The organism is Desulfatitalea alkaliphila (assembly GCF_022968795.1).
Classification (GTDB): Bacteria; Desulfobacterota; Desulfobacteria; order Desulfobacterales; family Desulfosarcinaceae; genus Desulfatitalea; species Desulfatitalea alkaliphila.
This window is the reverse complement of record NZ_JALJRB010000010.1, coordinates 73,161-84,953: the sequence shown is the minus strand read 5'-3', so window position 1 is coordinate 84,953 and position 11,793 is coordinate 73,161. Positions and strand designations below refer to the sequence as shown.

Genomic DNA, 11,793 nt, shown 5'->3' with positions numbered 1-11,793 from the left:
AGCGGATGGGTTCTACCATGCATCGTGCCTTCTACTTACCTGTAGGGGCACGGCACGCCGTGCCCGATAGGACCCTATCCACCCGCAGGGGCACGGCACGCCGTGCCCGATAAGGCCCGATCCGCACCCACCCGTCATCCGTGACACATTGCTTTACAAAAGGAAAACCCTCATGTCCGAACGGGAGAAACAACCGACCGGCCCGCACCGCTTTGAAATGCCCGCCTGGATCAGTTGCGCGCCTTTTGAGCGATTGCTCAACATGCAGATTGCTGAAGCCGCCGACGGCAAGGCGGTGCTGCGGATGCCCTTTTTGATCGATTTCGCCCAGGGCGCCGGGCTGATGCACGGCGGCGCACTGGTCAGTTTGGCCGACACCGCGGTGGTCATGGCCATCAAGAGCATTATCGCGCCCCAATCGCACTTCGCCACCATCGCGCTGGATGCCCGTTATCTGGCGCCCGTCAAGCAGGGGGTGGTGACCGCCGAGGCCCGGGTCGTCAAACGCGACGGCCGCCTGCTCGAAGGCGAGGCCACGGTTTACGACGAAGAGGGCCGGGCGGTTCTATCCTTTCGCTCCACTTTCAAAATCGCCCGGGACACCCGGATCGAAGGGGTGCGTTTCGAAGAGTAAGGACGTCCCCTCTTTTTAGGTCGTGTCATTACCACTGTCGTCTTGAAAGCTGAATTCTCCTGTTGCGAACAGTTCCTCGCAGGCGGATACGGCCTCGGCGTCGAGTTTCGTGCCTTTTTGCTCCGCCAGGCGCTCAAGGGCCGCTGCGGTGCCGCGCGCGGGGCGGTAAGGGCGAAACGAGCTGTTGGCCTCCATGACGTCGGCCACGGCCAGCACTTTGGCCTCGGCAATGATGGCATCGCCGGAGATCCCCTGGGGATAGCCCGAACCGTCCAGCCGTTCGTGGTGTTGCAGTACCATTTGGGCCACGGGCCAGGGAAAGGGGATGTCCTTGAGGATGTCGTAGCTGACCCGGGGGTGGATCTTGAGCATCTCGAATTCGGCCGGCATGAGTTGGCCGGCCCGGCTGAGGATGGCGACGGGAATGCGGATCTTGCCCACATCGTGCAGTAGCCCGGCAATGCGAATGCCTTCGATGTCCGTGGGCGTCATTTCCATTTTGGCGGCGATGGCGCAGGCCAATTCGGCGACCCGCTGTTGGTGGCCCGCGGTGTAGGGATCGCGGATTTCGACCATCAGCGCCATGCTACGGATGCTGGCATCCAGAATCTCACGTATTTCGGCGGTTTTCTCCTTCACCTTGTGTTCCAGCAGACGGTTGTGCGCTTCCAGTTCGGATCGCATCTGCTCCAAGGCGAGATGGGTGCGTACCCTGGCCTTCACTTCCGCGGCGTGAAAGGGCTTGGTGATGTAATCCACTGCGCCCAGTTCGAAGCCGTGGGTCTTGTTGACGGTTTCGGTGACCGCCGTGATGAAAATGACGGGGATGGATGCCGTGGCCGGATCGGCCTTCAACCGGGCGCACACTTCGAAACCGTCCATCTCCGGCATCATGATGTCCAGCAGCACAAGGTCCGGGTGATGTTTGGCCGCATAGGCCAATGCAGCGGCGCCGTTCTTGGCGACGCCCAGGCGGCATTCCGATTGCAGGGTGTTGACCAACAGATCGATGTTGGTGGTGTTGTCGTCGACAATCAGCACCAACGGCCGTGTTTCACTCATGGGGCGCTCCGTTCCTTCCGGTTCATTTGCCGTATCGTTTCCAATGCTTGCTCGTAATCGTAGCGGCGCAACTGGTTTGCTAGAGTGTTGATCCGGCAGTGCAGGGGGTGGGGGGCTTGGGGCAGTGCGTTTTGCAGGGCCGCCAGGGCCTCGGCGATCTGCTCCGGGTCGGCACGGTCGATGGCCTCGGCCAGGGGCGTCAGCAGCGGCGCGATATCGATGTCGGAGGCGACGGCCAAAGGTCTGGCGCATTCTTCATTGGCCGTTTGCGACAGGGATTGGATCGAATCGCGCACCTCCTGCAAGGCCGTTTCCAGATCGGCCACCAGCGCTTCGATTTCGGAGAGGGCGCCCTCCACCGGAAACGATTCGCGGCAGGCGGTTTCAAGGGCCTCCGCCGCCCGGCGCAGGCGTTCGGCGCCGATGTTGGCACCGCTTCCCTTGAGGCCATGGGCCAGGTGGACCAGTTGTTGCGCATCGCGGTTTGTCAGGGCTTGGCGGAGCTGCTGCGCGGTTTCCCGGTTGTCCGCTTCGAAACCGATCAGGATGCGTTCCAGGGTGGGGCTGTCGATCTCCAGCGACGCCAGGGTGCGACAGATGTCGATGCCCGGCAGATGCGGGGGCAGGCAGCGGGCCCGGGGGCCCGCCGCAGGTGCGGCAAGCCTCTCGTCGATAGGGTCGGGGGGCGCTGGACCGTTGAGTGGGGCGGTTTCATCCATCGTTGGATCGGCATCCGGCAAAATGGCGCCCGACGGGGTACGGGTGCGCAGCAGGCGCCAGAGGGTGGCGAACAGGCGATCCTGATTGACCGGTTTGGCGATGTAGCCATCCATGCCCGCCTCCAGACACTTCTCCTCGTCGCCTTTCATGGCATGGGCCGTCATGGCCACGATGGGCAGCGATGCGCCTTGGGGCAGGCGGCGGATTTGGCGGGTGGCTTCGTAGCCGTTCATTTTGGGCATCTGGATGTCCATCAGCACGGCGTCGAAGGCCTTTTCGGCAACGGCCCGGACCGCTTCTTCGCCGTTGCCCACGATGGTGACTTTGATGTCCGCGCCTTCCAGCACGGCTTGGGCCACCTGTTGATTGGTCGGGTTGTCCTCGGCTACCAGGACCCGGATGCCCTTGAGCGGTTCGCGGTACAAGGAGGCCCGGGTGGTGAAGCGGTGGCGCCGCCCGTTGCCCTTGGCCCCCTCTTTGCCGAAGGCGTCCATGATGGCGTCGAAGAGGGTGGACGGATAAATGGGCTTGACCAGGAAGCCGTTGATGCCGGCCTGTTCCGCGGCGGTCCGTTCTTCTTCCTTGCCGAAGGCGGTCATCATGATGATGGGCGTGGTCAGCCCCAATTGCTGCCGGATTTGCCGTGACGTGGTGATGCCGTCCATGCCGGGCATTTTCCAATCCATCATTATCAATTCGACGGGGTTGTTGCGCAGCAGGTCGTTCTTCAGGCGGGCGAGGGCCTCCTGGCCGGAAGAGAGGGTTTCGACGCCGAATCCGAGGGAGGTCAACATTTTGCGCATGATGGCGCGGCTGTCGGCCAGGTCGTCGACCACCAGGGCATGCAGGCCCTGAATGTCGGGCGGCACCACCAGGTTCGGTGCCGGTTGGGCAGGGGGGCGCCGCAGGCGCACCGTGAAAAAGAAAGTGCTGCCCCGTCCCAGCTCGCTCTCCACGGCGATGTCGCCGTCCATCATGGTCACCAGCTGCTTGCAGATGCTCAAGCCCAGGCCGGTGCCCTCGTATTTGCGGGTCGAGGAGGTGTCGGCCTGGCTGAAGGGATCGAAGATGATGGCTTTGTGTTCGGGCGCGATGCCGCTGCCGGTGTCCTTCACCGAAAACAGGAGAAAAAGGTCGTCCGTTGCGGCACCCGGAGGCCGCTGATCCGCCTCCTTGACCGACAGCAGGATCACGCCGCCGCTGTCGGTGAATTTGACGGCATTGCTGACCAGGTTGGTCAGGATCTGCTGCAGGCGCAAGGGGTCCCCTTTGATCACCTTGGGCGTTTGCAGGTCGATGTCCACCAGGATTTCGATGCCCTTTTCCCCCGCCTTGTTGACGAACAGCTCCATGACCCGGTCCAGCATTTCACTGAGCCGGAAGATCCGCTCTTTGAGCTCGAGCTTGCCGGCTTCGATTTTGGAGAAATCGAGGATGTCGTTGATGATGCCCAGCAGGGAGTAGGCCGAGCCGTGGATGATGCGCAGGTAGTGCTCGATCTTGGGCGGCAGCGCCTCGCCGAGGGCCAGTTCCGTCGCACCGATCACACCGTTCATGGGGGTGCGGATCTCATGACTCATGTTGGCCAGAAATTCGCTTTTGGCGCGGGTCGCCGATTCCGCTTCCTCTTTGGCCTTCTGCAGTTCCCGGTCTTTCTGTTTGTGCAGGTCGATCTGGACCTTTAAGCGGGCATGGGACGCCTGCACCTTGCGATTGAGATTGAGGACCACGCCGGTAAACACCGACAGGACGACGAACAAGAGGCCGATGCCCGCGATCCAGTGGCCGTAGCTGCGCATCACGTCGGCGAAGGTGACGGTGCCCAGATCCTTGTAGGGGCCGATCTTCAGCGTCCGCAGGCAGTCGTGGACCGGTTGGTAGTTCAGCGCAACGGTCCAGCCGGCGATGCCGGCGGACGCGGCGGCCGGCGAATAGGAAACCATCTGCAAGAGCGCCACGGCCACCTGTTCGGCCAGGGCGTCGGGGGTGTGGCGCACCTTGGCCATGGGCCAATTGGGGTATTCGCGGGTGGTGTACAAATAGTGCGCGTTTTGTTGGGCTTCGTGAAGCGGGGGGAAGACGTAGAATGTGGACAGATCGAGGTGACCTTCGTCCCTGAGGGTTTCCAGGGTGTTGGTGCGCACCGCTCCCGCGTCCACCAGCCCGTCCCGGACGGCGTAGATGACGTTGTCGTGGATTTCGCCGAAAAGCAGGGTGTGAAAGTCGCGGTAGGGGTCGATGCCGTTCTCCAACAGTTCGCGCCAGGTCGCCTGCCACCCGCCCAGGGAAGATTCGGAGACCGCCATGAACGATTTGCCCTTGAGGTCTTTTATGGTGCGAATGTCCGCTCGATCCCGGCGGCGGAAGATCACGCTGCCGTACTTGGTGAACACCTCGCCGCCGCGGGTCTCTTTCATGGTGACGATGCGGTTGGCGCCGTACCATTGCTCCAGGGTCACATAAATGGCCGAGTTGGCGAGGATGAAGTCCACCTCCCCTTTTTCCACCTGTTCGTAGACCTCATCGTGGTTCAGGGGCACGATGGTGAAGGTGCGGCCTGGGATTTTGTCCGAGAGATATTCGGCCGTGGGAGTCCAGCTGTCCAGGCACTGCTGCGTGCCGCGGATGGCCAGCACGCCGATTTTGAGTGGTGCATCCGCGGCCCATGCGTGCAGTTGGCCGGTGTGCCCCATGAACAGCGCCATCCAGCAGATGAAGCAGATGAGACCGGTTTTCCAATTCGGCATTGTGGGTTCTCCAATCCGATTCAGGGAGTGGTTAAAAATAGTATACCGCAAATTTGGTTTCCGGGGGTGGGATAATCGGTTTGAAAAACAGTTTTAAGTTTAAAGTTTTAAGTTTTAAGTTGAAGGAATTCTGTCGGTTAGAGATGGTTGGGGTGTTTTTTCGGGTTTGGATTTCCAATTGTAGGGGCACGGCATGCCGTGCCCGGCGAAGGTGGCCGGGTGTGCAGGGGTACGGCATGCCGCGGCCATACGAAAGGATCGGGTCTTATTGGGCACGGCGTGTAGCGGCCATACGGGTTGGAATTGGTTGTCGACAGTGACCGCGCATGGGCCTATAATGTTATGGATTAACGCCAATCGCTTGCAAGGAGGTTCTTCATGAAGATCAAATGGAACGGCCATGCCAGTTTCACCATCACCGCCGCGGACGGCACGGTGCTGGTGACCGATCCCTACAACCGTGATGCCTATGAAGGGGCGCTGTTGTATGCGCCGGTGGATGATCGGGCCGACGGGGTGCTGGTCAGTCATGATCATCCCGACCACAATCATGTGGCTGCGCTGGGCGGTGCACCGGTGGTGCTCAAGGGCTCGGGAACGGTCAAGAATATCGCCGTCACGGGGGTGGCGACCTACCACGACACCGCCGCCGGCGCCGAGCGGGGCGCCAACACCATCTTCGTCTTCACGGTGGACGGCGTGCGTATCTGTTTCGCCGGCGATCTGGGGCACCAGTTGAGCGCCGAACAGCTCCAGGCCATCGGTACGGTGGATCTGCTGCTGCTGCCGGTGGGCGGCACCTACACCGTGGATGCCGCCAGTGCGGTCCTGGTGGCCGAGGCCGTCGCGCCCAAGGTGGTGATCCCCATGCACTTTAAAACCGAGAAGTGCCGCTTTCCCATCACCGGCGTTGACGACTTCCTGGGCCGCATGCGCCGGGTCAAACGGTTGGAGAAAAGCGAGGTGGAAGTGACGGCCGCAGATCTGCCCACCGGCGGCATCGAGGTGTGGGTGCTGCATCACGCTCGTTGACCTGAAAGGATCACGCCCATGATTGCGCCTTTTCTCATCTTCGGCGCTTTTTTCCTGATCATCGCCATTGTTTGGCCGATCAAGACCTACAACGAATTCATCAAGTATAAGAACGGCATCGAAGAGGCCTGGAGCGGCATTGATGTGGCTTTGAAACGGCGCTTCAACCTGATCCCCAATCTGATCCGGGTGATCGAAGGGTACAGCGAGCACGAAGCCCAGATCATGCGCAGCAAGGGCGACTACCTGGCCCGTTCGGCGGACAATCTCGGCCGGGCCGATCAAGAGAGCCGCATCTCGGAATCCCTAAGCGGCTTGTTGGCGCTGGCCGAAGCCTACCCGGACCTGAAGGCCAGCGGCAATTTCATCGCCTTGCACCAGAGCCTGGACGAAATCGAAGAAGATATCCAGAAGGCGCGCAATCACTACAACCGTTTTGTCGGTCGCTTCAACACACTGGTGGAATCGTTTCCCGCTTCGGTGATCGCCGCCAAGTTCGGGTTCGGCAAGCAAAACTACTTCTCCCTGGACCTGGCCACCCAACGGGAAATGCCGACGGTGGGCTTCGCCGCTTCCCGTAACGGAGGCGGCGGCGCCGCCCCGCGGCCCGAGCCGGAACGTGGGCCCGGCTTCGGCGGCGGTCCGGATCCCTGACCCGCCTTTGCGCCATCATGAAGATGTCGACTGCCTTGCAAATGCCTATCCATCTGTAAAGGAGATGCCCGTGGCCGCGAAGGATTTCGAGAAGTTGGGACTTTTCTATCTGGGCCGCCTCGTCGATCCGCAACAGGGAAGCCTGCTGGATGAACCGCTGCTTTATGATGCCAAGGATTTGACCACCCATGGGGTGTGCGTGGGAATGACCGGCAGCGGCAAAACCGGTCTTTGCCTCGCCCTCCTGGAAGAGGCGGCCATCGACGGCATTCCGGCCATCGCCGTCGATCCCAAGGGGGATCTGGGCAACTTGCTGCTCACCTTTCCGCAGCTGCGGCCCGAAGTTTTTCTCCCCTGGGTGGAAGCGGATGAAGCGGCCCGCAAAGGCATCACCATCGAGGCCCACGCAGACGCAACCGCCCGCCGCTGGCAGGAGGGACTGGCTCAGTGGGGGCAGGACGGCAACCGGATCGCCCGTTTCCGGGAAGCGGCGGAGGTGACCATTTACACCCCCGGCAGCAATGCCGGCATGCCATTGACGGTGCTGCGCTCTTTCGATCCGCCGAGTGCCGCCATCCTGGACGATGCGGATGCCATGCGCGAGCGGGTCATGTCCGTGGTGACCGGCCTGCTGGCGCTGCTGGGCATCGAAGACGATCCGGTCAACAGCCGGGAACACATCCTGCTGGCCAAGATCCTGGACCGGGCATGGACGGCCGGCGTCGAGTTGGATCTGACAAACCTCATTCGGCAGATTCAGGCGCCGCCCTTCGACATGGTGGGGGTGTTCAATCTGGAGCAATTTTTTCCGATCAAAGACCGCATGGCACTGGCCATGCGGGTCAACAATTTGATGGCCTCCCCCGGTTTTGCAGGCTGGATGGAGGGCGAGCCCCTGGATGTGGGCCGGTTGCTTTATACGGCCGATGGCAAGCCCCGTATCGCCATTCTGTCCATCGCTCACCTTTCCGACGCCGAACGGATGTTCTTCGTTACCATACTGCTCAACGAAGTACTTTCCTGGGCGCGCCGCCAGCCGGGCACTTCCAGCCTGCGGGCACTCTTCTTCATGGACGAGATCTTCGGCTATTTTCCGCCCACTGCCGAACCGCCCAGCAAAAGGCCCATGCTGACACTGCTCAAACAGGCCCGCGCCTTTGGTCTCGGGGTGCTGCTGGCCACCCAGAATCCCGTTGACCTGGATTACAAGGGGCTCGGCAATACCGGTACCTGGTTCATCGGCCGGTTGCAGTCCGAACGGGACAAGATGCGGGTGCTGGATGGATTGGAGAGCGCTTCCGCAACCTCGGGTGTGCGTTTCGACCGCCGAATGCTGGATTCCATTGTGTCAGGATTGGGCGGTCGTCAATTTCTGATGCACAATGTTCATGATCAAAGCCCCACCCTTTTCCAGACCCGCTGGTGCCTCTCCTATTTGCGGGGGCCGTTGACCCGCCAACAGATTCAAAGCCTGACGGCCGCCGACAAAGCGTTCGGGCGACGTGCGGCCGCTATTTCCGCGGCAATGGCCCCCACGGCGTCACCGTTGGGGGCGTCCGATGCCGCGCCGGTCGTGCCGCCGCAAATTCCCCAATACTTTGTCGGCTTGCGGGAGGCCGCGGGCAGCAACCATCGGCTGGTTTTCCGGCCATGGGTTTACGGCGCGGCCCAACTGCACTATGTGCACCCGCGCTCCAAAACCGATTTTTGGCACAACCGGGGTTTTCTCATTCCCTTTGCTGCCGCCGGGGGCGATTTGGACTGGCCGCAAAGCCGGTCGGGTGAGGTGCGGGAGATGGCCCTCTTGCCCGAGGCGCCCGCGCAGGGCGAATACGAAGCCCTTCCCGCAGCGAGCATCAGCGCGAAACAGTACGCCCTATGGGGCAAGGCGTTGCAGGAGCATGTCTACCGCAACTGCCCTTTGACGCTGTTCCACTGCCCGTCACTCAAAGAGTGGTCCCAAGCCGGGGAGCGGGAAGGGGAGTTCCGTGGGCGGCTGGTCCATCGGGTCAGAGAGCAACGGGACCTGGCCGTGGAGAAAGCGCGCACGCAATTCGCCAAATCCTTCGCCACGGCCCAAGATCGTGTCCGTCGGGCGGAAGAGCGTTGTGCACGCAATTCCGATCATGTCCGCCGGGAAAAGGTGCAGACGGCACTCTCCTTCGGCGCCGTTTTGCTGGGCGCGGTGCTGGGACGCAAAGTGGCCTCGGCCGGCAATATCGGGCGCGCCGTGACCACCGCCAACCGGGCCCAACGCTCCGTCGCCCGCAAAGGCGAGTTGGAACGCGCCGAACAGGCGCTGGCGCTGGAACAGGATCGACTGGCGCAACTGGAAACCGATTTTCAGAAAGCATTGCAAAAGGTGGAAGCAGAATACCACCCCGACCAGTTGACCATCACGGCCGAAGCGGTGGCCCCGCGCAAGGCCGACCTCCGCATCGAGGAGATGGGATTGGCCTGGACCCCTTGGCGCGTGGCCTTGTCGGGCATTGCGGAACCACTGGGAATCGCGCTGCAATAGCCGCCAATCGCCTTCATTACCGCATTGAGGAATGCCAATGAAAAAAGCCTTCTTGATTGTGATCCTTATCCTGGTGCTGATCGCTGTCGGCGGGTATCTCTTTTTGCGCAAAGGAGTGCCCGATTACAATGCCGTGATTCGCGCACCGGGATTGACCGCCCCCGTGGAAGTGACGCGCAACAGCTACGCCGTGCCCACCATTACGGCGCAAAACATGGAAGATCTTTTTTTCGCCTGGGGCTACGTCAATGCCCAGGACCGTCAATTCCAGATGGCGTTCACCCGCCGGGTGGGCCAGGGGCGCATCTCGGCCTTTGCCGGCGAGGAGGCCCTGACCAAGGACATCTTCCTGCGCGGCGTCGGCTTCGAGGAGCGGGCCAAGGCCTATGCCGATCAGCTCGATGCGCGCTTTCGCACCCTCTACCAGCGCTATGTGGACGGCATCAATCACTACCAGGAGACCAACGGACGCCACCTCTACATGATCCTGCTCGGCATGCAGGCCGAACGCTGGGAGATATCCGATTCGGTGCTGGTGGGCATGATGCTCAACTGGAGCTTGGCCTACAACATGAAGCACGAACTGCTGTACCAGCGCATTATCGACAAGGTGGGCCCGGTGCAAGCCCGGCGGCTGCTCAACTACGTGCCGCCGGACACCCCCACCATCATCGACGGTGAAGCGGCCGGGGCCGTGGATCACCAAGCACTCGCCGCGCTGGTGCAAAGCTTCGGTCCCCTGCTGGGCAGCCGCTCGGCCTCCAACAGTTGGGCCCTGGCGCCGGACCGCACCGCCCACGGCGGCGCCCTGTTCTGCAGCGACATGCAGGTGCACCAGTCGAAAATGCCCAACGACTTCTACCTGATTCGCGTCAAGGCGGGCGATTTTGATGTGACCGGCGCCCAGGTGGTGGGCTTGCCCTTCATCGCCTCGGGGTACAATCGCCATTGCGCCTGGGGGCTCACCAACCAGGGCGCCGACATGGTGGATCTGTTCCGCGAGCAGATCGATTGGGACAACAAGACCTACCGCTTCCAAGGGGAGGACCACCCCCTCGCAGAGAAGCATTTCGCTTTTGAAGTCAAGGGCCGCAAGGAGCCGGTCAAACGCACCGTTTATTTTGTGGGCGACAAACCGGTGCTGACGGAAGTCTTCCAGGGGCTGGGGTTCGACGTGAGCCTGGACTGGGCCGGGTTCGATGCCATCGATTTCGAGGGCTTCTTCCTGATGAACGCGGCCCGCGATTATAATGGGTTCATGGCCGGCGCGGAACGGTTGCGCATCTCGCCCCAGAACCTGACCTATGCCGACGACCAGGGCAACATCGCCTTCCGGGTCATCGGTTCTTTGCCGCTGCGCACTCCCGGCAGCGGCAATTTCATCGCCGACGGTCGGCAGACGCACCGCAATTGGAAGGGCAACGTGCCCGACGATCAGTATCCCATGCTGAAAAATCCGGATCGGGGTTTCATCATTTCCGCCAACAACAAAAACGTGCACGACTACCCCCATCCGCTCAACGGCACCTACGCCCCGGGCTATCGTTACGACAACATCGCCCGGATGATCAGGGAAGGAGAGGCCCTGGACGTCGCCCACATGCAGCGCATGCAGACCGACACCCGTTCGGTGCTGGCGCACAAGGTGGTGGGGCTGATCCAACGGCATGTGACCATCGCCCCCGACCGCCCGCAAATGCGCCAAGCGTTCGATCTGCTCGCGGCCTGGGACGGCGACAACCGCATCGACTCGCCCGCGGCCGCCATCTACAACACCTTCTATGTGCGCTTCGCCTACCAGACCCTGGTGGACGAACTGGGGCACGATCTGGCGGCGGAATACATCGCCGAGCGCTACATCAGCATGGAGCGTTTTCTGCACATGGTTGCAACCGAAGACCCTTTTTTCGACGACCTGCGCACCGCCGATCAAGTGGAAGGGGTGTCGGACATCGCCATCCGGGCCTTCGCGGAGACCTGCGCCTTGCTGGAGGCCCATTTCGGCAACGCCGATCCCCGGTCCTGGGTGTGGGGCGAAGTGCACCATATCCGCTTCGATCACGTGCTGGGCCGATCCGCTCTGTTGCGGCCTCTCGTTAACGTCGGCCCCTTTCCCTTCGAAGGCGACGGCGAAACCAACAACCGCGCGCGCTTCAGCGAGGTGGCGCCCCCCTTCACGGCCGACCTGGCCTCCGCGCCCAGAATCATCGTGCGCTTCGACCCGGCCCCCAAAGGCTACATGATGCTGATCACCGGCCAGAACGAGCACTTCATGAGCGACCATTACACCGACATGACCGATGCCTGGCGGCGGCATGAATATTTTGCCATGGAGGATGCGCCTGTGGTATATCGCATGACCTTCGACAACAGCGCGCGGTGATGCCCTGAAAGGGTCTTCGCGGAACGGTTGGATCACCTAC

Annotated in this window: 7 protein-coding genes; 5 read left to right on the top strand and 2 right to left on the bottom strand. The window is 61.8% G+C overall.

Features of this window, described 5'->3' with window-relative positions:
* Positions 1 to 172 precede the first annotated feature (172 nt).
* Positions 173 to 634, top strand: a complete 462-nt coding sequence (locus MRX98_RS10885; protein ID WP_246907265.1) for a PaaI family thioesterase — start codon at positions 173 to 175, stop codon at positions 632 to 634.
* A gap of 15 nt (positions 635 to 649) precedes the next feature.
* On the opposite strand, the gene MRX98_RS10880 is transcribed toward MRX98_RS10885, so the two are convergent.
* Both MRX98_RS10880 and MRX98_RS10875 read right to left on the bottom strand, forming a co-directional pair.
* The gene (locus tag MRX98_RS10880) at positions 650 to 1,696 is read right to left on the bottom strand and encodes an HD-GYP domain-containing protein (RefSeq protein WP_246907263.1); all 1,047 of its coding nucleotides are present in this window, start codon (positions 1,694 to 1,696) and stop codon (positions 650 to 652) included.
* Positions 1,693 to 5,163, bottom strand: coding sequence for a response regulator (locus tag MRX98_RS10875; protein WP_246907261.1), 3,471 nt, complete (start codon positions 5,161 to 5,163; stop codon positions 1,693 to 1,695). Before MRX98_RS10875 ends, MRX98_RS10880 begins: the two co-directional genes overlap by 4 nt.
* A gap of 378 nt (positions 5,164 to 5,541) precedes the next feature.
* Between MRX98_RS10875 and MRX98_RS10870 the strand changes: the two genes are divergently transcribed.
* The 4 genes from MRX98_RS10870 to MRX98_RS10855 all read left to right on the top strand — a co-directional run bounded on the left by MRX98_RS10870 (position 5,542) and on the right by MRX98_RS10855 (position 11,753).
* Positions 5,542 to 6,195, top strand: coding sequence for an MBL fold metallo-hydrolase (locus MRX98_RS10870; RefSeq protein ID WP_246907259.1), 654 nt, complete (start codon positions 5,542 to 5,544; stop codon positions 6,193 to 6,195).
* 18 nt (positions 6,196 to 6,213) lie between these two features.
* Positions 6,214 to 6,849, top strand: a complete 636-nt coding sequence (locus MRX98_RS10865; protein WP_246907257.1) for a LemA family protein — start codon at positions 6,214 to 6,216, stop codon at positions 6,847 to 6,849.
* Positions 6,850 to 6,919: 70 nt separating this feature from the next.
* A complete protein-coding gene (locus MRX98_RS10860) occupies positions 6,920 to 9,370 on the top strand; it encodes an ATP-binding protein (protein ID WP_246907249.1) in 2,451 nt (816 codons plus the stop codon).
* 37 nt (positions 9,371 to 9,407) lie between these two features.
* Complete coding sequence (locus MRX98_RS10855; protein ID WP_246907247.1) at positions 9,408 to 11,753, top strand: penicillin acylase family protein; 2,346 nt, start codon at positions 9,408 to 9,410, stop codon at positions 11,751 to 11,753.
* The last annotated feature ends 40 nt before the right edge of the window (positions 11,754 to 11,793 follow it).

Excerpts from the sequence above, each read along its gene's own strand:
- MRX98_RS10885 (WP_246907265.1), top strand. The coding sequence starts at position 173 with ATGTCCGAACGGGAGAAACAACCGACCGGCCCGCACCGCTTTGAAATG.
- MRX98_RS10880 (WP_246907263.1), bottom strand. The coding sequence starts at position 1,696 with ATGAGTGAAACACGGCCGTTGGTGCTGATTGTCGACGACAACACCACC.
- MRX98_RS10875 (WP_246907261.1), bottom strand. The coding sequence starts at position 5,163 with ATGCCGAATTGGAAAACCGGTCTCATCTGCTTCATCTGCTGGATGGCG.
- MRX98_RS10870 (WP_246907259.1), top strand. The coding sequence starts at position 5,542 with ATGAAGATCAAATGGAACGGCCATGCCAGTTTCACCATCACCGCCGCG.
- MRX98_RS10865 (WP_246907257.1), top strand. The coding sequence starts at position 6,214 with ATGATTGCGCCTTTTCTCATCTTCGGCGCTTTTTTCCTGATCATCGCC.
- MRX98_RS10855 (WP_246907247.1), top strand. The coding sequence starts at position 9,408 with ATGAAAAAAGCCTTCTTGATTGTGATCCTTATCCTGGTGCTGATCGCT.